This window comes from Yoonia sp. 72, from assembly GCF_034652275.1.
In the GTDB taxonomy this organism is placed as follows: Bacteria; Pseudomonadota; Alphaproteobacteria; order Rhodobacterales; family Rhodobacteraceae; genus Yoonia.
Genome location: NZ_JAXIWG010000001.1, coordinates 546,269 through 567,744 on the forward strand (window position 1 = coordinate 546,269; position 21,476 = coordinate 567,744).

19 protein-coding genes and 1 tRNA gene are annotated in these 21,476 nt (G+C 61.8%); 11 read left to right on the forward strand and 9 right to left on the reverse strand.

The features are described 5' to 3' along the window. Positions 1 to 92 precede the first annotated feature (92 nt). Both VCK47_RS02850 and VCK47_RS02855 read right to left on the reverse strand, forming a co-directional pair. Positions 93 to 725 carry an outer membrane protein gene (locus tag VCK47_RS02850; RefSeq protein ID WP_322889211.1) on the reverse strand — a complete coding sequence of 211 codons (633 nt, stop codon included), beginning with the start codon at positions 723 to 725 and terminating at the stop codon, positions 93 to 95. Between the two features lie 332 nt (positions 726 to 1,057). Then, positions 1,058 to 2,167 (reverse strand): anhydro-N-acetylmuramic acid kinase, encoded by a 1,110-nt coding sequence (locus VCK47_RS02855; protein WP_322889212.1) that lies wholly within the window; start codon positions 2,165 to 2,167, stop codon positions 1,058 to 1,060. A 61-nt stretch (positions 2,168 to 2,228) separates the two neighbouring features. On the opposite strand from VCK47_RS02855, the gene tyrS reads away from it, so the two are divergent. Beyond that, positions 2,229 to 3,479 carry a tyrosine--tRNA ligase gene (gene tyrS, locus VCK47_RS02860; RefSeq protein WP_322889213.1) on the forward strand — a complete coding sequence of 417 codons (1,251 nt, stop codon included), beginning with the start codon at positions 2,229 to 2,231 and terminating at the stop codon, positions 3,477 to 3,479. A gap of 115 nt (positions 3,480 to 3,594) precedes the next feature. Here tyrS and VCK47_RS02865 read toward each other — a convergent pair whose 3' ends face one another. Then, the gene (locus VCK47_RS02865; protein ID WP_322889214.1) at positions 3,595 to 3,744 is read right to left on the reverse strand and encodes a hypothetical protein; all 150 of its coding nucleotides are present in this window, start codon (positions 3,742 to 3,744) and stop codon (positions 3,595 to 3,597) included. A 223-nt stretch (positions 3,745 to 3,967) separates the two neighbouring features. On the opposite strand from VCK47_RS02865, the gene VCK47_RS02870 reads away from it, so the two are divergent. Genes VCK47_RS02870 through VCK47_RS02885 form a run of 4 tightly spaced genes read left to right on the forward strand, consistent with a single transcriptional unit; the run spans position 3,968 to position 7,053 of the window. After that, complete coding sequence (locus VCK47_RS02870) at positions 3,968 to 4,387, forward strand: Fur family transcriptional regulator (protein WP_322889215.1); 420 nt, start codon at positions 3,968 to 3,970, stop codon at positions 4,385 to 4,387. A gap of 3 nt (positions 4,388 to 4,390) precedes the next feature. Continuing rightward, positions 4,391 to 5,281 carry a DMT family transporter gene (locus VCK47_RS02875; RefSeq protein ID WP_322889216.1) on the forward strand — a complete coding sequence of 297 codons (891 nt, stop codon included), beginning with the start codon at positions 4,391 to 4,393 and terminating at the stop codon, positions 5,279 to 5,281. A 41-nt stretch (positions 5,282 to 5,322) separates the two neighbouring features. Further along, positions 5,323 to 6,597 (forward strand): phosphopyruvate hydratase, encoded by a 1,275-nt coding sequence (gene eno / locus VCK47_RS02880; RefSeq protein ID WP_322889217.1) that lies wholly within the window; start codon positions 5,323 to 5,325, stop codon positions 6,595 to 6,597. Between the two features lie 33 nt (positions 6,598 to 6,630). Continuing rightward, complete coding sequence (locus VCK47_RS02885) at positions 6,631 to 7,053, forward strand: cupin domain-containing protein (protein WP_322889218.1); 423 nt, start codon at positions 6,631 to 6,633, stop codon at positions 7,051 to 7,053. A gap of 141 nt (positions 7,054 to 7,194) precedes the next feature. Here VCK47_RS02885 and VCK47_RS02890 read toward each other — a convergent pair whose 3' ends face one another. From VCK47_RS02890 to pdxH, 5 genes are all read right to left on the reverse strand, one after another. Further along, positions 7,195 to 10,803, reverse strand: a complete 3,609-nt coding sequence (locus VCK47_RS02890) for a vitamin B12-dependent ribonucleotide reductase (RefSeq protein ID WP_322889219.1) — start codon at positions 10,801 to 10,803, stop codon at positions 7,195 to 7,197. Between the two features lie 518 nt (positions 10,804 to 11,321). Next, positions 11,322 to 11,398, reverse strand: a tRNA-Pro gene (locus tag VCK47_RS02895). Between the two features lie 43 nt (positions 11,399 to 11,441). After that, positions 11,442 to 11,918 carry a DUF192 domain-containing protein gene (locus tag VCK47_RS02900; protein WP_322889220.1) on the reverse strand — a complete coding sequence of 159 codons (477 nt, stop codon included), beginning with the start codon at positions 11,916 to 11,918 and terminating at the stop codon, positions 11,442 to 11,444. Further along, positions 11,915 to 12,442 (reverse strand): cold shock domain-containing protein, encoded by a 528-nt coding sequence (locus VCK47_RS02905; RefSeq protein ID WP_322889221.1) that lies wholly within the window; start codon positions 12,440 to 12,442, stop codon positions 11,915 to 11,917. The genes VCK47_RS02900 and VCK47_RS02905 overlap by 4 nt, the downstream gene beginning before the upstream one ends. A 115-nt stretch (positions 12,443 to 12,557) precedes the next feature. Next, positions 12,558 to 13,163, reverse strand: a complete 606-nt coding sequence (pdxH, locus tag VCK47_RS02910) for a pyridoxamine 5'-phosphate oxidase (RefSeq protein ID WP_322889222.1) — start codon at positions 13,161 to 13,163, stop codon at positions 12,558 to 12,560. Positions 13,164 to 13,316: 153 nt separating this feature from the next. On the opposite strand from pdxH, the gene fabI reads away from it, so the two are divergent. From fabI to trpE, 6 genes are all read left to right on the forward strand, one after another. Continuing rightward, positions 13,317 to 14,123: an enoyl-ACP reductase FabI gene (fabI, locus tag VCK47_RS02915; protein WP_322889223.1), complete on the forward strand. Its 807-nt coding sequence runs from the start codon at positions 13,317 to 13,319 to the stop codon at positions 14,121 to 14,123. A gap of 4 nt (positions 14,124 to 14,127) precedes the next feature. Then, positions 14,128 to 14,742, forward strand: a complete 615-nt coding sequence (locus VCK47_RS02920; protein ID WP_322889224.1) for a LysE family translocator — start codon at positions 14,128 to 14,130, stop codon at positions 14,740 to 14,742. 20 nt (positions 14,743 to 14,762) lie between these two features. Continuing rightward, positions 14,763 to 15,266, forward strand: a complete 504-nt coding sequence (gene gpt, locus VCK47_RS02925; RefSeq protein ID WP_322889225.1) for a xanthine phosphoribosyltransferase — start codon at positions 14,763 to 14,765, stop codon at positions 15,264 to 15,266. A gap of 75 nt (positions 15,267 to 15,341) precedes the next feature. Continuing rightward, the gene (locus VCK47_RS02930) at positions 15,342 to 16,517 is read left to right on the forward strand and encodes an aminotransferase (protein WP_322889226.1); all 1,176 of its coding nucleotides are present in this window, start codon (positions 15,342 to 15,344) and stop codon (positions 16,515 to 16,517) included. Positions 16,518 to 16,579: 62 nt separating this feature from the next. Beyond that, positions 16,580 to 18,421: a peptidylprolyl isomerase gene (locus VCK47_RS02935; RefSeq protein WP_322889227.1), complete on the forward strand. Its 1,842-nt coding sequence runs from the start codon at positions 16,580 to 16,582 to the stop codon at positions 18,419 to 18,421. A 7-nt stretch (positions 18,422 to 18,428) separates the two neighbouring features. After that, positions 18,429 to 19,937 carry an anthranilate synthase component I gene (gene trpE, locus VCK47_RS02940; RefSeq protein ID WP_322889228.1) on the forward strand — a complete coding sequence of 503 codons (1,509 nt, stop codon included), beginning with the start codon at positions 18,429 to 18,431 and terminating at the stop codon, positions 19,935 to 19,937. Positions 19,938 to 19,940: 3 nt separating this feature from the next. Here trpE and VCK47_RS02945 read toward each other — a convergent pair whose 3' ends face one another. Further along, entirely contained in the window at positions 19,941 to 21,443 is a 1,503-nt protein-coding gene (locus tag VCK47_RS02945) for a divergent polysaccharide deacetylase family protein (protein WP_322889229.1), read from the reverse strand. Between the last annotated feature and the right edge of the window lie 33 nt (positions 21,444 to 21,476).

The window sequence follows — 21,476 nt, forward strand, 5'->3', positions numbered from 1 at the left end:
CATGAGGATTGCCTAGCGCCAAATGCCGCCCAAGGCAACGAAAAAGGGCCTGCGCGTGCTGCGCAGGCCCTTCGTCCGATCAGGTGATCAGATTAGAACTGGAACGACACGCGGGCCGTTGCAGTTGTGGCGCGGACGCCCAGACCTGGAGTCGCTTCCAGATCGCCTTCATAGAACTTGTGCTGCAGAACTTCGCCGCCGATCAGGATGCTGTCGGAGAACTTGTATGCAACGCCGGCACCGTAAAAGTCGCCGTCAAACTCTGCATCAGACTCGCCGCCGCTCTGGTTTGCGCGAACAACGCCACCTGTGACGTATGGCAGGAACGCGCCTGCGTCATAGCCAACGCGGGCTTTCAGACGCAGGATGCTGTCCAGGTCTTGGCCATTTGCGCTAATGTCGGTCAGGTCGTAATCGGCTTCTGCGCCAAGAACGATCGAACCGAGGTCATACATGTAACCGGCATGCACACCACCGATCAGGCCGTCCAGATCAGGCTGTTCGGGCTGCGCAGAGATCGTCAGATCGCCGTAACCCAGCTGGCCACCGACGTAGAAGCCGGTCCAGTCAGAGCCGCGCATCACTGGTGCGGGTGCGGGTGCGACCGGGGTTGGTGCCACTGTCTCGACGGGCTGGGCCAAACCGCCAGCGGTGGCCATGCCTGCGGCCAGTGCGAGCGGTGCTGCCAGCATCGCGGTGCGTGCGAATTTGAATGTGGTGGTCATTTTTTATTCTCCGTGTTTTCGGGTTGTCGTGTGATGCGTATTTGACAGCTAAACCGGAGCGTTCAACCGGCCTCACAGCGCTGTGATGGAAATGGGCGGGTTTGACCCCAATTACCGTGCCGCTCGGCCAGTATCCGCCCAACATCGCGACAAAAACGCAACAGTCAGCACAAAAATAACAGGGGCTTTGCAAGGGTTTAGAAAGTATCCGGTGACATGGACGTGTGAATCATTAGCGTTTCGTTCCCGATGTTCACACGAGCGTAATGAGCGGGTAGGTCTTCCACCGCGCTATTCCCCTCGGATGGCGTGGAAGTTGCACCGGCAAGCGCTCAGACGATCGCCCGCGCCGGTGGCAGCGCAACCCGACCGCCGCACACCGGCTGCGGCACGCCCGTCGTGCCCGGCGCCGACAGCGGGAGCCCTCGCAGGACCCGCACAGCCAGATAGGCAAAAGCCTGCGCCTCGAGCATGTCACCGTCCAGCCCCACCGCCTCGACCGGATCGACGGGCAGGCCGCAGGCCGCAGCCAGCCCCGCCATCAGCGTCGCATTGTGCCGCCCGCCGCCTGTGACCAGCAACCGCTCGGGCGGGCGCGGGCAGAGCGACAGACCCGACGTAACCGACCAGACGACTGCCTGCGTCAAGGTGGCGATGGCATCGGCATCAGTTAGATGGGCTGTGGCTGGGCCAAGTTTGCGGAAATGATCCCGGTCGAGCGACTTGGGTGCTGGTTTTGCGAAATAGGGATCGGCGCGGAAATCGGCCAGCGCCGCCATATCCGCCGTGCCAGCAGCGGCGACCTTCCCGCCGTCGTCCTGCACACGACCAAAGCGCGCGCGCATCGCATCATTGATCGGCGCATTCGCAGGCCCGGTGTCGAACGCAAGCAAAGCCCCCGGATCAGCCGGATCGGCACAGGCCGGATCGACCCATGTCAGATTGCCTACCCCGCCAAGGTTCAGGAATGCGACGGGCGCGCGCGCACCCATCCATTTGGCCAGCGCGAAGTGATAAAACGGCGCCAGTGGCGCACCCTGCCCGCCTGCCGCCACATCAGCGCTGCGGAAATCCCAGACAACCGGACAACCCAAAGCCGCGGCCAGCCTGTCCCCGTTGCCGCATTGATGCGTGCCGCGCCCGCCGGGGTCATGCGCAAGCGTCTGCCCGTGGAACCCCGCAACGGCGACGTCGGGAAACCCCGCCATAACCGCGATATGCACGTCCTCCACGATACGGGCCGCGGCGGTGACATCCTGATCCGGCCAAAGCCCGAGATGCGCGCGCAGCACCTCCTGTTCGGCAGGGCTATAGGCGCGATAGGCGACAGGGCCGAACCCGAAGATCTTTACACCATCGGTTTCGACCACGGCGGCGTCGACTCCGTCCAGTGACGTCCCCGACATCGTGCCCAGGGCTGTGACCGCGATCCCCTCCAACATCTGCTTTCCCTCATGCCCTGCGCTGACTATAGAGTGCTGATGCGACATTAGGAACAAAGCGATGACTTACCACCCCAAATCCGATTTCATGTCCGTGATGATGGAACGCGGCTTTCTGGCCGACTGCACCGATTATCAGGGGCTGGACGATGCGTTGAGCAAGGGCGTGGTCACCACTTATATCGGCTATGACGCCACCGCGAAATCGCTGCATGTGGGGCATCTGCTGAATATCATGATGCTGCGCTGGCTGCAAAAGACCGGCCACCAGCCGATCACCCTGATGGGTGGCGGGACGACCAAGGTCGGCGATCCCAGCTTTCGCGCCGATGAACGCCCGCTGCTGACACCCGACCAGATCGACGCCAATATCGCAGGCATGCAGCAGGTGTTCGCCAAATACCTGACCTATGGTGACGGCCCGACCGATGCCCTGATGCTGAACAACGCCGAATGGCTTGACGGGTTGAACTACCTCGATTTCCTGCGCGACATCGGGCGGCATTTCAGCGTCAACCGGATGCTGGCGTTCGAGAGCGTTAAATCGCGGCTGGACCGCGAACAGTCCCTGTCATTCCTCGAATTCAACTACATGATCCTGCAAGCCTATGATTTCCTTGAACTGAACCGCCGCTATGGCTGCCTGTTGCAGATGGGCGGGTCGGATCAATGGGGCAATATCATCAACGGGATCGACCTGACGCGCCGCGTGCTCGACCATGAAATCTACGGCCTGACCTCGCCTTTGCTGACCACCAGCGACGGGCGCAAGATGGGCAAATCGGCGGGCGGGGCTGTCTGGCTGAACGCCGATATGCTGTCGCCTTACGAATTCTGGCAGTTCTGGCGCAACACGACCGATGCGGATACGGGGCGGTTCCTGAAGCTCTACACCGAACTGCCGTTGGATGAATGCAACCGTCTGGGTGCCTTGCAAGGGTCCGAGATCAACGCCGCCAAGATCATCCTCGCCAACGAAGTGACAGCCCTGCTGCACGGGGCCGAGGCTGCAGCGACAGCAGAGGCCACCGCGCGCGAGGTCTTTGAAAAAGGCGGCGTGGGCGACGATTTGCCGACGCTGACGCTGGGGGTCGCGGAACTGGGCGATGGCATGTCGATTGCGCAGATCATCGTGCGCGCGGGTCTGGCCGCCACCGGCAAGGAGGCCAAGCGCCTGATCGCGGAAAACGGCGCGCGGCTGAACGACGAACCGCTGACCGATGCGGGCCTGATGGTCGATGCGGCGATGCTGGCACAGCCGATCAAACTGAGCGCCGGAAAAAAACGCCACGCGCTGGTGCAGCTGAGCTAAGGGGCCGCGCCCGACGCGCCCCCTTTCCCATCTTCCGAGCGCGTCAATCGCGCAAGCGCGATTTGATGTAATCCCCGCCGGAGGCAACCGTGCATGGCCCTGCCATGCACGGTGCTTACAGCAGCAACAAACTGACCAGTTGGATCGTAACCCCGATGGGAAAAGTGATCGCTCCGGCGACAAGTGCCGCACCCAGCACTGTGGGGCGCACAGATTGGGCTGTGACGCCCTCTACGGCACGGGTTTCGTGATTCGTCTTTTTCATGCGCCCATTAGCGCAGCCTGAGATGTCTGATGTCTTAACAGGGGCAAGGAAAACCATTCATCGCCGCAACAACAGCATCCGCGTTTCAAGATTGGTACGAGAGCCACGTTCCGCCGGTCAGGCGGCACATGGATCAAGACGGACGCGCTTTGAGCGGCAATCACGTCTGGCCAGCAGGTGGATCGGGGGTTAAGACAGAAAAAGACGAATATCCGGACTGCGCATGACCGACACCATCCTTTCCCGCTGCGAGGCTCAGGGCCTGCGTCTGACCGATCAGCGCCGCGTGATCGCGGGCGTGCTCGAAGCTGCCGACGACCACCCCGATGTCGAGGAACTCTATCACCGCGCCTCGGCCGTTGATCCGAAAATCTCGCTCGCCACGGTCTACCGCACCGTCAAACTGTTCGAGGAATCGGGTATTCTGGAAAAGCACGAATTCGGCGACGGGCGCGCCCGTTACGAGGCCGCCGACCGCGACCACCACGACCATCTGATCGACATGCACACGGGCGAGGTGATCGAATTCGTCGATGCCGAGATCGAGGCATTGCAGGAACGCATCGCCGCCAAGCTGGGCTATCGGTTGATGGGGCACCGGCTGGAACTTTACGGGCTGCCGCTCCAGAAAAAGGATCATTGATCGTTGGAAAACCTGCGCGGTGCGGCCTTCATGGTCCTGGCGATGTTCTGCTTTGCGCTGCTCGACACCACGATCAAGCTGTTGTCGCAATCCATGTCCGTGGGGCAGGCGCTGGCGCTGATCAGTATCGGCATTCTGGTGCTGCTTCTGGGCTGGTCGGTGGTGCAACGCATCCCGCTCTGGCAGGCCGAATACCGCAACGGCCGCGTGATCCTGCGTAGCCTGAGCGAAGTGGTCGGCACCTGCCTGATCTCGCTGGCGCTGTCATTGGTGCCGCTGACGACCGCTTCTGCGGTGATTCAGGCGACCCCGCTGGTTGTGGCGATGGGTGCGGGGCTGTTTCTGGGGCAAAGCATCGGCTGGCGGCGCTGGATCGCGATCATCGTGGGGTTTGGCGGCGTGCTGCTGATCATCCGGCCCGGGCTTGAAGGCTTCAACCCCGCGACCCTGCTGGCCGTCGCAGGCATGCTGGCGCTGGCGTCACGCGACCTACTGACGCGCGCGCTGCATGTCACGCTGTCGGGCGTGCAACTGGGCATCCACGCCTTTGCCTTCGTGCTGCCGGCCTCGCTGGTGTTGATGGTCGTGCAAGGCCAGTCGCTGGTGGCGCTCGACGCGCGCACCTGGGCGCTGGTGCTGGCGGGGGCGTTCATCGGGGTTCTGTCCTATCTGTCGATCATCGCGGCCACACGCGGCGGCAATGCGGGCGTGATTTCATCATTCCGTTACAGCCGGATGATCTTTGCGCTGGTGATCGGATTTGTCGTCTTTGGCGAACGCCCCGATGCCGCGACACTGATCGGGGCGGCGATCATCATCACTTCGGGCATTTTCACGCTCTGGCGCGAAGCCCGGATGCGCCGCGCTTCCCTTGCGGAACAAGCCGCGTTATAGACGCGGTGATACCGCTAACACCGCTTCCAAAGGAGCCTTTCATGACCACGATCATCGATATTCACGCCCGCGAAATCCTCGACAGCCGGGGCAACCCCACGGTCGAAGTCGATGTGGTTCTGGAAGACGGCACCATGGGCCGCGCCGCCGTGCCATCGGGGGCATCCACCGGCGCGCATGAGGCGGTTGAGCGCCGCGACGGCGACAAATCGCGTTACATGGGCAAAGGCGTGCTGGAAGCCGTCGCCGCGGTGAACGGCGAAATCGCCGAAGCCATCCTTGGCTTTGACGCCACCGAACAGGTCGGCATCGATATGACGATGATCGAGCTGGACGGCACGGCCAATAAATCCCGCCTTGGCGCGAATGCGATCTTGGGCGTGTCGATGGCCGTGGCCAAGGCGGCAGCGGATTTCACCAGCCAGCCGCTTTATCGCTATATCGGCGGCACATCGGCCCGCACCCTGCCCGTGCCGATGATGAACATCATCAACGGCGGCGAACATGCCGACAACCCGATCGACATTCAGGAATTCATGATCATGCCCGTTGCTGCCGCGAATATCCGCGAAGCCGTGCGCATGGGGTCCGAAGTGTTCCACACGCTGAAGAAAGAACTCTCTGCCGCGGGTTTCAGCACCAGCATCGGGGATGAGGGCGGTTTCGCCCCCGCCATCGGATCGACCCGCGAGGCGCTGGATTTCATCATGAAAGCGATCGAAAAGGCAGGCTACACCCCGGGTGCGGATATCTATCTGGCGCTCGATTGCGCCGCGACCGAATATTACAAGGGCGGCAAGTATGAAATGGCGGGCGAAGGCGCCTCGCTGACCAGCCAGCAGAACGCCGAATATCTGGCGAAACTGGCCGCCGACTATCCGATCATCAGCATCGAGGACGGCATGTCCGAGGATGACTGGGACGGCTGGAAAATGCTGACCGAGATGATCGGCGACAAGGTGCAGCTGGTGGGCGACGATCTCTTCGTGACCAACCCTGCGCGTCTGGCCGAAGGCATCAAGCGCGGCTGCGCCAATTCCATGCTGGTCAAGGTCAACCAGATTGGCACCCTGACCGAGACCCTGCAAGCCGTCGATATGGCGCATCGCGCGCGCTATACCAACGTGATGTCGCACCGCTCGGGCGAAACCGAGGATGTGACCATCGCCGACCTCGCCGTCGCCACGAATTGCGGGCAGATCAAGACAGGCTCGCTGTCGCGGTCGGACCGGCTGGCGAAATACAACCAGCTGATCCGGATCGAGGAAATGCTGGGCGAGACGGCGACCTATGCCGGTCGGTCGATTTTGCGATAAGGTGCGTTGAAACGCACCCTTCGAGGTCCGGTTATGACCGCTGACGAGATCATCGCACATCTGAACCTGGCCCCCCATCCAGAAGGGGGCCATTACCGCCAGACATGGGTCGCCGAAAATGCGGGCCGTCCGGTTGGGACCTGCATCTATTTCCTGCTCAAGGACGGTGGTGCGAGCCACTGGCACCGTGTCGATGCGGTGGAGATATGGCACTATTATGCAGGCGCGCCGCTGGTCCTGTCGCTGGCGGCGGATGATGCGGGGCCTGCGGTGGATCATGTGCTGGGGCCGGATCTGACCGATGGACAGCTGCCGCAAGTGATCGTGCCGGAACAGCACTGGCAGGCGGCCCGCACCACGGGCGACTGGACGCTGGTGGGCTGCACCGTGTCGCCGGGGTTTCTGTTCTCTGGCTTTACGCTGGCGGAGCCGGGGTTCGATATTCCGAAAGGTTAAGGGCGCTGCTCCCGCCCCGGACTTGATCCGGGGCCTCGACCGGACGTTGTCCGGTCTCACCAACGAGTATTTTGGGAAAAAAGAAGCGCTGCAAACCCGAAGGTTGCGGCGCTTTTCGTTTTGTCGGCCTCTTTCGCAGGCTCAGCTACAGCCGCTCGTCCCGCCGCAGGTATTGCACTTCATACAGGTCCCATTCCGCACCAGCGTGTAGTTGCCGCATTCGCCGCAGGCCTCGCCTTCGTAGCCTTGCATCTTGGCCTTGTCGCGGGCGGAGAGCGTGCTGGTTTCCGTGACCACGGCGGTCATCGTCGCCGTGCCGCTGACCAGTGCTGCAGAGCTGACGCCTGTTTGCAGCGCCATCAGGTCCTGCGGCATCCGCTTGCGCAGATAGCCGGTGGACGAGATCTGCTTGAGCACCTCCAGCGACCGCGACGCCGCGTTTTCGCTGGGTGTGCGGACGTTGGAGACGCCTTCCGCCTCGCCCCGGCCGATGTCGTCGAAGGCCGCGCCTTCGGGTTTGACATGAGCGAGGTCAGTGCGGTCGAGGTAGCTGACCGCGAGTTCGCGGAAGATGTAATCAAGGATCGAGGTCGCGTTCTTGATGCTGTCGTTGCCCTGCACCATGCCCGCGGGTTCGAACTTGGTGAAGGTGAACGCGTCGACGAACTCCTCCAGCGGCACGCCGTATTGCAGGCCGACCGACACGGCGATGGCGAAGTTGTTCATCATCGCGCGGAAGCCCGCGCCTTCCTTGTGCATGTCGATGAAAATCTCGCCAAGCTGGCCGTTTTCATATTCGCCGGTGCGCAGATAGACCTTATGGCCGCCAACGATGGCCTTTTGGGTGTAACCCTTGCGCCGCTGTGGCATCTTTTCGCGTTCGCGGTTGCGGATTTCCTGCACGATAATCCGTTCCACGATCTTTTCGGCTAGCACGGCCGCCTTTTCATGGTGGTTACCGCTTTCGAGCACTTCGCGCGCGTCATCGTCATCCTCGACTAAGGCAGAAGCCAAGGGCTGCGACAATTTCGAGCCGTCACGGTAAAGCGCGTTAGCTTTCACACCCAGCGACCAGGACAGTTCATAGGCTTTCTGGCAATCCTCGATCGTTGCGTCATTGGGCATGTTGATCGTCTTGGAGATCGCCCCCGAGATGAAGGACTGCGCTGCCGCCATCATATAGATATGGCTGTCAACGCTCAGATAACGCTTGCCTTTCTTGCCGCAGGGGTTGGCGCAGTCGAAGACGGAATAGTGTTCTTTCTTCAGGAACGGCGCGCCTTCGAGCGTCATGGTGCCGCAGACATGGTCGTTGGCCGCTTCGATATCCTGCTTGGAATAGCCCAGATGGCGCAGCAGATCGAAGGTCGGATCGTTCAGCTTTGCCTCGGGGATACCGAGCGTCTTGGTGCAGAAATCCGTCCCCAGCGTCCACTGGTTGAACACAAAGCGGATATCGAAGGCCGAGCGCAAGGCGCCTTCAACCTTGTCGAGTTCCGCCTGCCCGAAACCATGCCCGATCAGCGAGGTGTGGTTGATCGCGGGCGCCTGCCCCATAGAGCCGTGGCCGACCGCATAGGCGATGATTTCCTCGATCTGGGCGGAACCATAGCCGAGCTTTTCCAGCGCTGCCGGCACCGATTGGTTGATGATCTTGAAATAGCCGCCACCGGCCAGTTTTTTGAACTTCACCAGTGCGAAATCAGGCTCGATCCCGGTTGTGTCGCAATCCATGACCAGACCGATGGTGCCGGTTGGTGCGATGACGCTGACTTGGGCGTTGCGATAGCCGTGCTTTTCACCAAGGCGCAGGGCCTCGTCCCAGCTTGCGGTGGCCAGTTTGACCAGACGGTCATCGGGGCAGTTGGCATGGTCGAGCGGCACGGGCTTGACGTCCAGCGCTTCATAGCCGTCTGCCTTGCCATAGGCAGCGTTGCGGTGGTTGCGGATCACGCGCAACATGTGCTTGGCGTTCTTGGCATAGCCCGGAAACGCGCCCAATTCGCCCGCCATTTCGGCGGATGTCGCATAGGACACGCCGGTCATGATCGCGGTCAGGGCGGCGCCCATAGCGCGGCCTTCGTCGCTGTCATAGCCAAGGCCCATGTTCATCAAGAGACCGCCGATATTGGCATAGCCAAGGCCCAAGGTGCGGAAGTCGTAAGAGCGTTGGGCAATTTCCTTGGACGGGAACTGCGCCATCATCACAGAGATTTCCAGTGTCACGGTCCACAGACGCGTGGCGTGCATGTAATCTTCGACCTGAAACTGCCCGTCCTTGTAGAAGGTCAGCAGGTTCATCGACGCAAGGTTGCAGGCCGTGTCGTCAAGGAACATGTATTCCGAGCAAGGGTTCGATCCGCGGATCGCGCCATCTTCGGGGCAGGTGTGCCATGCGTTGACGGTGTCATGGTACTGGATGCCCGGATCGGCACAGGCCCAAGCGGCATGGCCCACCTGTTCCCAAAGATCGCGTGCTTTGATGATTTTCGCGACTTCGCCGTTCTTGCGGTTGATCAGCTTCCACATCTCGTCATTCTCGACGGCCTTGAGGAAGGCGTCGGTCACACGGATCGAGTTGTTGGAGTTCTGGCCCGAGACGGACGAATAGGCTTCCGAATCCCAGTCGGTGTCATAGGTCGGGAATTCGATGCTGGTGTGGCCCTGCTTGGCGTAGTCCAGCACGCGCTTGATATAGGTCTCGGGGATGGCGGACCGCTTGGCATCCTTGACTGCGGCGGCCAGCGTTTCGTTGGTCTTGGGGTCATAGGCGGCAACGGCGTCACCGTCCCACGATTTGATCGCCGCGAAGATCGCGTTCAGATAGCGTTCATGCATCTTGGACCCGGCGACGATGCTGGCCACCTTCTGTTCCTCGATCACCTTCCAGTTGATGAATTCCTCGATATCGGGGTGATCGGCATCGACGATGACCATCTTGGCCGCACGGCGTGTGGTACCGCCCGATTTGATCGCACCAGCGGCACGGTCACCGATTTTCAGGAACCCCATCAGGCCCGACGATTTGCCGCCGCCGGACAGCTTTTCGCCCTCGCCGCGCAGTGACGAGAAGTTGGTGCCGGTGCCGGAGCCGTATTTGAACAGGCGCGCTTCGCGCACCCAGAGATCCATGATCCCGCCTTCGTTGACCAGATCGTCCGCGACGGACTGGATGAAGCAGGCATGTGGCTGGGGATGTTCGTAGGACGAGGTGGATTTGGTCAGTTCGCCGGTCTGGTAATCGACATAATAATGCCCCTGTGCGGGGCCATCGATACCGTAAGCCCAATGCAGGCCGGTGTTGAACCACTGCGGGCTGTTGGGGGCGGCGCGCTGGCTGGCCAGCATATAGCGCATCTCGTCGAAATAGGCGCGGGCGTCTTCTTCGGTGGTGAAATAGCCGCCTTTCCAGCCCCAATAGGTCCAGGCACCCGCCAGACGGTCGAACACCTGCTTGGCGCTGGTTTCACCGCCGAAGGTTGCGTCTTTGGCTGGCACGGATTTCCACAGGAACTCCGGCACACCCTTTTCTTTGACCCGCTTGGTTGCGGAGGGCACACCTGCCTTGCGGAAGTATTTCTGCGCGATCACGTCGGATGCGACCTGGCTCCAACCGGCGGGAATTTCACAATCATCCAGCTTGAACACGATCGTGCCGTCCGGATTGCGGATCTCGGAGGTCGTCGTCTTGAACGCGAGTGCTGCATAGGCATCCGCGCCTTCGGTCGTGAAATTCCGTTCGATTTTCATGTCTCTGCCCCTTTTGGTGGCCGTCGTTGCGGCCCGCATCTGTTAGGCACCGCAGGCGCGGCGCAGGATCATCTGACGATTGCAGCAAGGTGGCCTGCGACCGGACAACACAGTTGTCCCGTCAAAGACCGTCTATCGGCTGAACGCCTGCCTGTTGAATCGTACCCCGTGCCGACGCTACATCTGGTGTGTGCTGCGGCGGCTCGCACAAGGTGACGTATCTAGCCCTAGTGGGTCAACGGATTTTTCATACTAAATACGGATTAAATCGGTTGACGTTCTGCGCTTGGGATTCGGGCGCACGGGCGGCATGATTCATCCACCAAACTGTCCACAGACCGCGCACGCGAAGACGCGCAAAGAAAGTCTTTGCATCGGCTGGCTTAGGCGGGAAAACGTGATGATGACATGAATTTGCCCACAACGGGCTGCCTGTAAAACGGGCAGGATTACAACGCGCAACGGTTGCAGCACTGCAACAAGCGCGCAGTCACCAAGATCGCAAAACTGGGATTTAATGGTCGGGGCGGAGAGATTCGAACTCCCGACCCTCTGTTCCCAAAACAGATGCGCTACCAGACTGCGCTACGCCCCGAACCGAGACTGTCTTTAGCCCCCCTCGACCGATTTGAAAAGCCCTAACTGTCGGTCTTTTCACCACAAGGCAAAATTGCGTCGGGTCCGAAACTGGGATGCTGCATCACATCGCCTGCCGCGATTCCCAGACGCGCGCTCATCCCGCCATTGATCTCGAGCACCATCTGAACCCCATCCCCACCGGGAATTGGCGTCAGGTCGCCGGGGATTGCATTTTCATGCACCCGCAGGATTTCGCCGTCGGGGCTGGCAAAGATCATATCAAGCGGGATCAGCGTGTTCTTCATCCAGAAACTGACCGCTTGGGGCTGTTCGTAGATGAACAGCATACCCGCCATGCGGGGCATATCTTCGACAAACATCAGGCCCTGCGCGCGAGTCGCAGGCGTATCGGCGATTTCGACGTTGAAGGTCGCCTGCCCCCACCCGCCCGATATCGTCACACGGTCATCGGCACAGGCAGCAGCTGCCCCCTGCGCGGCCAAGGCCAGACCGACGGCAAGAATCACCGTTTTCATTTCACTGCACTTTCCCAGCCGACAACCTCGATCGCCATGCGCCCGCGTTCGCCATCCACAAGCCGCAGGCCGATCGCCTCGCCCGATTGCAGGTCCGACAGGCCGGAGCGGCGCAAAACCTCGATATGGATGAACACGTCATCCGATTTGCCGAACACATTGGCAAAGCCGAATCCCTTGGCCTTGTCGAACCATTTTACCCGGGCGGGTTCCACGGGGCGGCTGGCAATGTCCTCGGGGGTGAAATCCACCATGTCGCGCAGCGGCACAGCCGAATCGGTTTGCGGTGGCGTGATCGAGATGACCTCGACCGCCTGCAGGCCACGTTGCGTATCCTGCACCATCATGTCGATTCGCGACCCGTCCACGACCGAGCCCTGACCGAAGTTGCGCAGCACATTGGCGTGCAACAGGATATCAGGCCCACCCAGTTCCGCGATTACAAATCCGAAACCCTTTGTAGGATCAAACCACTTAACCTGACCTTGCACCCGCCGGAGGTAGGCGGTGTCTTGCGTTTCCATTTCATCTTCCTTTTGACGCAATGTCTGTCCTGCATTGCGTCGATCAACTGTTCTGTTTCACCGCATCGTTGCGTAGCCAAGCCACAGGATGACGGAGTCTTCAGGCCTCATACCCTCACGGGTTCAGGCGGGTAACCGTCCAACCTTCCTGATCGGACCCGCGCGTCCACCGAAACCGGTCATGCAGGCGAAACGCGCCGTCCGACCAGAACTCGATTTCAAGCGGATTGATCCGAAACCCACCCCAGTAATGCGGTCGATCCGGATCGGTTCCAAGCTGAAGCGTTTTTTTTGCAACGTCCGCCATCAAGGCGCTGCGCGACTCCAGCGGTTGCGATTGCCGCGACGCCCAGGCGCCAATCCGGCTTTTGAGCGATCTGGACTTGTAATAGGCGTCCGCGATCGGCCCGTCCTCGCGCGTAACAAGTCCCCGGACACGAATTTGGCGCGCCAGAGACTTCCAATGCATGACGAATGCCGCCTTGCCTGCCGCGTCAATTTCGACGGCTTTGCGGCTTTCGTAATTGGTATAAAAAACAAATGCTGCCGGTTCGATCTCCTTTAACAACACCATCCTGACATTGGGCAAACCCGACGCATCGACCGTGGCCAAAGCAATCGCATTGGGGTCCGAAGGTTCAGCTTGCTCAGCTGCCCGAAGCCACTGCTGCGCAATGACAAACGGGTCTTCACCCGCAAAAATGCCCGTCCGATCAGACATTGCCGATCCTCACATAGGCCCCCACAGTCAGGCTTAGGACCAAACAGAGACAGTATCAACCTTTTTGAAGGATTGTTCTCGACCTGCTGGCATCTAGGCAACGCACCTGCGCCCGTGCTAGGCACCACCAAACAAATCGTGAAGGGTGCAGCGATGACATCGCAATTGATGCAAGGCAAACGCGGGCTGATCATGGGATTGGCGAACGACAAATCGATCGCCTGGGGCATTGCCAAGGCCTGTGCAGATGCAGGCGCGGAACTTGCCTTTTCCTATCAGGGCGAGGCGCTGAAAAAACGCGTGGACCCGCTGGCGGAATCGGTCGGCTCCACCACGGTCCTGCCCTGTGATGTGGGTGACGAGGCGTCGATCGACGCGCTTTTCGCTGCCCTCGAGGCGAAATGGGGCAAGCTCGATTTCGTGGTCCATGCGATCGGCTTTTCGGACAAGAACGAATTGCGCGGCCGCTATGTCGATACCAGCCGGTCCAATTTTCTGATGTCGATGGATATCTCGGTCTATTCCTTCACCGCCGTGGTGCAGCGCGCCGAAAAGATGATGACCGATGGCGGGTCCTGCCTGACGCTCACCTATTATGGCGCCGAAAAGGTGATGCCGCATTACAACGTGATGGGTGTCGCCAAGGCCGCACTGGAAGCTTCCGTGCGCTATCTGGCCGAGGATCTGGGCAAGAAAAACATCCGCGTCAACGCGATCAGCGCGGGCACGATCAAGACGCTGGCCGCATCCGGCATCGGCGATTTCCGCTACATCATGAAATGGAACGAATATAATTCGCCCTTGCGGCGCACCGTGACGCAGGACGAGGTGGGCAAATCCTCGCTCTACCTGCTGTCGGATCTGGCAAGCGCGGTCACCGGCGAGGTACTGCATGTCGATGCAGGCTATCATGTCGTGGGCATGAAAGCCGTCGACGCCCCCGATATCACGAAAGACTGACGCCATGACGCTGGCAGCGTTCGCTGCGATCTGGTTTCTGCACCTTCTGGCCGCGATCAGTCCCGGCCCCGCGGTTGTCATGTCCGCTCGCACCGGTGTCATCGAAGGGATGCGCACCGGCGCAATGCTGGCCGTGGGGATCGGCCTTGGCGGGGTGATCTGGGCGGCACTTGCGTTGGCGGGCCTTGCGATCATATTCGAGGCAGCACCTGCGCTTTTGTGGGCGCTCAAGATCACTGGCGGTGGCTATCTGGTCTATCTGGCTTGGAAAATGTGGAAAGCCGCCGATCAGCCCTTGGATATGGGCGATCAGAGCGCCCCGCCGCGCACGGCCCTGTCAGCGTTGCGTCTGGGGGTTGTCACGCAGCTGGCGAACCCGAAACCTGCCGTGTTGTTCAGTGCGATCTTTCTGGGCACGGTGCCGCAAGGCACTGGCGCAATCGCCTATGCGGCAATTCTGCTGGCGGTATTTCTGAACGAAACCTTGTGGAATATCGCGGTGGCGCGGATATTCTCGCTCAACCGCACCCGGCGGGGCTATATCAGCCTCAAATCGCTGATCGACCGCGCATTCGGGGCCACGCTCGCCCTGCTCGGACTCAAGATCGCCGCAACCTAATTGAATGACAGGACCATATGATGACCGACCGCCTGCCGCATGAAAAAGGCTTTCACATCTCCTGGGACCAGATCCACCGCGACAGCCGGGCGCTGGCCTGGCGGCTGGACGGGCACGGCCCCGATGACGGCAACTGGCGCGCTGTGGTCGCGATCACCCGTGGCGGCATGGCGCCAGCAATGATCGTCGCGCGCGAGCTGGATATCCGCACCGTCGATACGATCAGCGTGAAAAGCTACGACCATCAGGCCCAGTCCGAGGCCCGCGTACTCAAAGCCCCTGACGCCGCGCTGATGGGCGATGGCACCGGCATCCTGATCGTCGATGACCTTGTCGACAGCGGCAAGACGCTGGAACTGGTGCGCAGCCTTTATCCGAAGGCGCATTTCGCCACCGTCTACGCCAAGCCCAAAGGCCGCCCGCAGGTCCAGACCTTCATCACCGAAGTGTCACAGGACACATGGATCTTTTTCCCGTGGGACATGGCACTGCAATATGTCGAACCCTATCGCGGCAAGGACTGATCACCGCATCGTTCGAGCCCAAATATCCCCGCCGGAGGCCTAAAAGTTTTTCGGCGCAACCTGTCTGGACCGCCCATGACCCGATCCCGCACCGCCGCCACTTTCACGCCGCCCGTGATGGCGGCGCGGCGCTGGCTTGATGGCGTCACGCATCCGGCGGACAGGCCCCTGATCAACGTCAGCCAAGCCGCCCCCGTTGACGCCCCGCCGCTGGCCCTGCGCCAAGCCATCGCCGAGATCGCGGTAAACGAGCCCGAGGCACATCTTTACGGCCCCGTCCTTGGCCTACCGGCCCTGCGCGCTGAAATCGCCGCGCAATGGTCGGCGTCCTATGGCGGGCAGATCGATCCCGCGCAGGTCGGCATCACCTCGGGCTGCAATCAGGCTTTCGCTGCCGCCATCGCCGCGCTGTGCGGTGAAGGGGACGAGGTGATCCTGCCGATCCCCTATTATTTCAACCACCGCATGTGGCTCGATATGGCGGGTGTCGCCACGGTGCCGCTGGTCTGTGGTGCGGATATGGTGCCGACAGCGGACGCGGCGGCGGCGCTCATCACCGACCGCACCCGCGCCATCGTACTGGTCACTCCCAACAACCCCTGCGGTGTCGAATATCCCGCCGCGACCCTGCGCGCCTTTATGGACCTTGCCCGCAATCGGGGAATCGCGCTGATCGTGGATGAAACCTACCGCGATTTCGACAGCCGCACAGGTGCACCGCATGACCTGTTCAGCGATCCCGCATGGGACGACACGCTGATCCAGCTTTATTCCTTTTCCAAGGCCTACCGGCTGACTGGCCACCGTGTCGGTGCGATCCTGACCAACCCTGCCCGCATGGCCGAGATCGAGAAATTCCTTGATACCGTCGCGATCTGCCCCAACCAGATCGGCCAGCGTGCGGCCCTTTGGGGGATGCGGAACCTCGCGCAATGGTTGGCGGGAGAACGGGCCGAAATCCTCGACCGGCGCGCGGCGATAACCGACCATTTCCCGCAGCTCGGCGCGCAAGGCTGGAAACTTCTCGGCGTCGGGGCCTATTTCGCCTATCTGGAACACCCGTTTGCGCTGTCATCCACCGATCTGGCGCAGCGGCTGGTGGCCGAGGCGGGCATCCTGCTTTTGCCCGGCACGATGTTCATGCCCGAGGATATGGCAGACGGCGCGCGGCAGCTGCGCATTGCCTTTGCCAATATCGACCGCACAGGGATTGCCACGCTCTTTGACAGGCTCGCGAAGGTGACCGTCTGACCCTTGCACCCAAGGGCGCAGCCCCGTATTCATGCGCGACAAATTCAGGGCGGGACGGCTTCATGGCACAGAAGAAAAAAACACGGATTGGCGCATGGGTAATCGTCGGCGTCGTGCTGGTCGGGCTTGCGGGCTTTGGCACGGGCGGGCTGACCGGCACGATCCGCACGCTGGGCAGCGCGGGTGACAAGGACATCACCGTTGCCGCCTATCAGCGCGCATTGAATGACCAGATCCGTGCGCTGTCCGCGCAGTTCGGCAGCCAGATTTCATTCCAGCAGGCGCAGGCCTTCGGGATCGACCGCCAAGCGCTGAGCCAGGTCGTGCTGACCCGCACGCTGGACAACGAAGCCGCACAAATGGGCATTTCCGCCGGTGATATGGCCGTGTTCGAACGGATCAGCGCCATTCAGGCGTTTCAGGGTGCAGGCGGGTTCAACCGCGACACCTACCGCCTTGTGCTGCAACAATCCGGCCAGAGCGAATCCGAATTCGAGGCTGAAATCCGCGAGGATCTGGCGCGCACCCTGCTGCAAGCCGCTGTTGTCGCCGGTGTGCCGGGCGCTGCGGCGCCTGCCGATGCGCTGGTGCGCTATGTCTCCGAAGCCCGCGACGTGACCTTGCTGCGCGTCACACCCGAGATGCTGACAGCCCCCGTTCCGGGTGCCACGGACGAAGATATCGCCGCCTATTACGAGGCCAACCCCGACGAATTCATGCTGCCCGAAGCGCGCGAGATCACCTATGTCTGGATGACTCCGTCGATGATCGTGGACCAGATGGAAGTCACCGATCTGGCGATCGAGACGCTTTATCAGGACCGGATCGCGGATTTCGTGCAGCCAGAACGCCGCCTTGTCGAAAGGCTGATCTACACCGACCCTGCCAATGCGCAGGCCGCAGCCGACCGGATCGCCGCCGATGAGGTGACATTCGACGCGCTGGTCACCGAACGCGGGCTGACGCTGGCCGATGTGGACCTTGGGGATCTGGGCCGTGATGAACTTCCCGCCGAGACCGCCGATGCGGTGTTCACCGCCACACCCGGCACTGTTGTGGGGCCGTTTCAAACCCCGCTGGGCGCCGCCCTGTTTCGCGTGAATGCCGTGCTGGCCGCGCAGGAAACAACGCTCGAAGAAGCCGCCGTTGATTTGCGCGCCGAACTTGCCGCCGAAGCAGCACGCAGCGTCATCAACGATGATTTCAACCGGATCACCGACCTTCTGGCGGGGGGTGCCGCGCTCGAGGATCTGGTCCAGCAGACCGATCTGCAACTCGGCACGATCAGCTGGATGCCCGATATGACCGATGGCATTGCCGCCTACGAAACTTTCCGCAACGCTGCCGCAGCAGCGACCGAAAGTGCCTTTCCCGAGCTTCAAGTTCTGTCCGATGGCGGCGTCTTTGCGCTGCGTCTGGACAGCGTGACGCCCGCCAGCGTCCCCCCGCTCGATGATATCCGCGATGATGTCGCCGCCGCATGGCAGGTGCAGGCGCAGCAGGATGCCGTCCTTGCCCGCGCGGCGGAAATCGCGGCTGAATGGACAGCCGAGACCGATCTGGCCGCCTTGGGCCTCACGCCGCGCGTAGAAGCCGGCCTGACGCGCCGCAGCTTTGTCGAAGGCGCACCGCAAGGGTTTAACCAGACCCTGTTCGATCTGGCCACAGGCGAGGCCCGCGTCGTGGATGCAGGCGACAGCGCGCTGATCGTGCGGCTCGATGCCGTGACCGAGGCCGACCCCGCCGCCACCGATCAGGCCGCACAGCGCGAGGCGATTTCGGAATCAATCGCTGCGGGTGTCGCACAGGACCTCTTTGACGCCTTTGCCGTCTCCGTCCAGCAGAACACCCGCGTCACCATCAACCAGGCCACCGTTGACGCGGTCAACGCCCAGCTGCAATAGGTGCGCCATGGCATTATCGCCGGAGTATGACAGCTTTGCCCGCGGCTATGACGCGGGCCAAAATCAGGTGGTCTATACACGGATCGCCGCCGATCTGGACACGCCGGTATCCTTGATGCTCAAGCTGTCCGAGGCGGGCACCAATGCCTTCATGCTCGAAAGCGTGACGGGCGGCGAAATCCGCGGTCGCTATTCGATCATCGGGATGAACCCCGATCTGGTCTGGGACTGCCGTGGCACCACGTCGCGCGTCAACCGGTCTGCCCGTTTCGACCCCGACGCCTTCGAGGCGATGGAGGGCGATCCGCTGGCGGCGCTGCGCGCGATTTTGGCCGAATCGCGGATTGACCTGCCTGCCGGTCTGCCTGCGGCGTCTGCGGGGCTGTTCGGTTACCTGGGCTATGACATGATCCGGCTGGTGGAACATCTGCCCGATGTGAATCCCGACCCGCTTGGCCTGCCCGATGCGATCATGCTGCGGCCTTCGGTTGTTGCGGTGCTCGACGGCGTGAAAGGCGATGTGATCCTTGTGGCTCCCGCCTATGTGCGGTCCGGCCTGTCCGCCAAGGCCGCCTATGCGCAGGCCGCCGAACGGGTGATGGATGCGCAGCGCGCGCTGGACCGGTCCCTGCCCCAGCACAGCCGCGCTTTGGCCGATCCCGCACCTGTCGCGCCGCCTGTGTCGAATTTCACCCATGACGGCTATCTGGCGGCGGTGGAAAAGGCCAAGGAGTATATCCGCGCGGGCGATATCTTTCAGGTGGTGCCGTCGCAGCGCTGGACGCAGGAATTCCGCGAACCACCCTTCGCGCTCTACCGCTCCTTGCGGCGCACGAACCCGTCGCCGTTCATGTTCTTTTTCAACTTCGGTGGCTTTCAGGTGATCGGGGCAAGCCCCGAAATCCTTGTGCGGGTCTTTGGTAGCGAGGTCACGATCCGCCCTATCGCAGGGACCCGTCCGCGCGGTGCCACCCCCGCCGAGGATGACGCGAACGAAGCTGATCTGCTGGCCGATCAAAAGGAACTGGCCGAGCATCTGATGCTGCTTGATCTGGGGCGCAACGACACCGGCAAGGTCAGCAAGATCGGCACCGTACGCCCGACCGAGCAATTCATTGTCGAACGCTACAGCCATGTGATGCATATCGTGTCCAACGTCGTGGGCGAACTGGCCGAGGATCAGGACGCGCTGAGTGCCTTTTTCGCAGGCATGCCCGCAGGCACCGTCTCAGGCGCGCCCAAGGTCCGCGCCATGCAGATCATCGACGAGCTGGAGCCCGAAAAGCGCGGCGTTTACGGCGGCGGCTGCGGCTATTTCAGCGCGGGTGGCGATATGGACATGTGCATCGCGCTGCGCACGGCCGTGTTGCAGGACGAAAAGCTTTATATTCAAGCCGGGGGCGGTGTCGTTTATGATAGCGACCCAGAGGCCGAATATCAGGAAACCGTCCATAAATCGAACGCCATCCGCAAGGCGGCGGCCGATGCGCGCATGTTCAAGGGCGGCGGAAACTGACGGCTATTCCGGCATCTGTGCCTGCAGGATCGCAGACACAGGTGCCAGCGAAATCTGCGCCGGATCGCTGCGTGCCGCCCAGTTGCGGATCGCGGCCAGCGTGTCGGGTGTCGCCCGCCCCAGCAGGATAACATTGCCCGACTGGCGCGCCCGCAACGCCGCCTGTTGCAGCCCGCGCTCGATCGCGTCGCGGCTTTCGCCTGCGCCATCTAGCTCGCGCGCGATATTCGCGATCGGCACGCCATTTGCCGCGACATTGCGGAACGCCCCACCCAGCCCGCGCGGCAGGGTGACAAAACCGCGCCCTTCATCACCGACCAGTCGCAAAGCCTGATCGGCAAGCACACGGTCGGTTACTTCCGGCCCTGTGCCGTCGGAAAAGATCGCAATCGCCTCGGGGACAAGACCGAAGGCCGCGATATACGTCGTCTCGAGATCGGCAGGCTGCGCGCCTTGCGGCAGATCGGCCTGCAACAGAACCTCGATCCCTGCATCGCGATAGGCCCGCATCCGTGCGGTGACGTCAGGCGCAGATGCGTTCAGCACGATAGTCGGCACGAAAGGCAGACCGCTCAGGACCGCGGGCGCATCAATGATCATGGCGTTGTCGAGCAGGACCACCGCGATCATCGGCAGATCGGCGGCATAGTCGAAATCGGCGGCATAGCGCACCAGCGGGGACAGATCGTCGGTTTCAGGTGTAGCGTCAGGGGCATCTTCGGCCGCTTCCGGTGTTGTACCCGGACGATTGACGCGGACGGAAGGGGCTGATTGCGGCAGCGCCGTCGTGGTTTCTTGCGCCGGGGCAGGCATGGTGTCGACCTCGGGTTGCGGCAGGATGATGTCGTCTGTGATCTGCGGCAATTCGGGGGCTGGTGCTGACTCTGGCTGCAGCATTGGCATCGGCTCTGGTTCTTGGGCTGGCGCAGGCTGATCGACCGGCACTTCGGCCAGTTCAACTGGCGCTGCAGGAGCAGGTGCCGGGCGCGTCTCGATCAAAACATCAGGCTCCTGCGCGGGCATCGCGGGCGCCTGTGCGGCTTGTCGCGGCGATACCGGCGCATCGGTGGCCACGGCGGACGGAAGATCAAAGATCACATCGGGTGCTGCCAATGCTTCGGCAAGAATCGTGGCCTGGGGCGGTGCGCTATTGGCAGCGACGGCTGCAGGCTCTGCCGCTTCGGCCTCGGCGTCTTCAGATATAGGCACGGTTTCGGCCAAAGCTGGTGCCTCGGGGGCCGGTGTTGGTTCGGCCTCTGGCTCTGGCTCTGGCTGGACCGGTGCGACGGGGTCGGCCTCGACAGGATCAGGCGCAACAACAGGTTCAGGCGCGACTGCCTCGGACAACGCCTCCACAGGCGCGGTCGGCTGCACCTCTGCAAGCTCAGGCGGCGGCATATCGGACGGCTGGCGTCGCTCCGGTTGATCCACCAAGACCGATGTCGTGACGAGCGCGCCGCCCCCGATCAAGATAGCCCAGAAACCGCCTGCCAGAAATGCCCGCATATGACTGCCATCCTTGTTATCAATGTGCTCGCC

Bases quoted from the DNA above. Each gene is read 5' to 3' on its own strand.
- VCK47_RS02850 (WP_322889211.1), bottom strand. From the start codon at position 725: ATGACCACCACATTCAAATTCGCACGCACCGCGATGCTGGCAGCACCG.
- gpt (WP_322889225.1), top strand. From the start codon at position 14,763: ATGACCGACCGCCTGCCGCATGAAAAAGGCTTTCACATCTCCTGGGAC.
- VCK47_RS02865 (WP_322889214.1), bottom strand. From the start codon at position 3,744: ATGAAAAAGACGAATCACGAAACCCGTGCCGTAGAGGGCGTCACAGCC.
- VCK47_RS02935 (WP_322889227.1), top strand. From the start codon at position 16,580: ATGGCACAGAAGAAAAAAACACGGATTGGCGCATGGGTAATCGTCGGC.
- pdxH (WP_322889222.1), bottom strand. From the start codon at position 13,163: ATGTCTGATCGGACGGGCATTTTTGCGGGTGAAGACCCGTTTGTCATT.
- fabI (WP_322889223.1), top strand. From the start codon at position 13,317: ATGACATCGCAATTGATGCAAGGCAAACGCGGGCTGATCATGGGATTG.
- VCK47_RS02905 (WP_322889221.1), bottom strand. From the start codon at position 12,442: ATGGAAACGCAAGACACCGCCTACCTCCGGCGGGTGCAAGGTCAGGTT.
- VCK47_RS02870 (WP_322889215.1), top strand. From the start codon at position 3,968: ATGACCGACACCATCCTTTCCCGCTGCGAGGCTCAGGGCCTGCGTCTG.
- VCK47_RS02855 (WP_322889212.1), bottom strand. From the start codon at position 2,167: ATGTTGGAGGGGATCGCGGTCACAGCCCTGGGCACGATGTCGGGGACG.
- tyrS (WP_322889213.1), top strand. From the start codon at position 2,229: ATGACTTACCACCCCAAATCCGATTTCATGTCCGTGATGATGGAACGC.
- VCK47_RS02930 (WP_322889226.1), top strand. From the start codon at position 15,342: ATGACCCGATCCCGCACCGCCGCCACTTTCACGCCGCCCGTGATGGCG.
- trpE (WP_322889228.1), top strand. From the start codon at position 18,429: ATGGCATTATCGCCGGAGTATGACAGCTTTGCCCGCGGCTATGACGCG.
- VCK47_RS02945 (WP_322889229.1), bottom strand. From the start codon at position 21,443: ATGCGGGCATTTCTGGCAGGCGGTTTCTGGGCTATCTTGATCGGGGGC.
- VCK47_RS02920 (WP_322889224.1), top strand. From the start codon at position 14,128: ATGACGCTGGCAGCGTTCGCTGCGATCTGGTTTCTGCACCTTCTGGCC.
- VCK47_RS02885 (WP_322889218.1), top strand. From the start codon at position 6,631: ATGACCGCTGACGAGATCATCGCACATCTGAACCTGGCCCCCCATCCA.
- eno (WP_322889217.1), top strand. From the start codon at position 5,323: ATGACCACGATCATCGATATTCACGCCCGCGAAATCCTCGACAGCCGG.
- VCK47_RS02900 (WP_322889220.1), bottom strand. From the start codon at position 11,918: ATGAAAACGGTGATTCTTGCCGTCGGTCTGGCCTTGGCCGCGCAGGGG.
- VCK47_RS02890 (WP_322889219.1), bottom strand. From the start codon at position 10,803: ATGAAAATCGAACGGAATTTCACGACCGAAGGCGCGGATGCCTATGCA.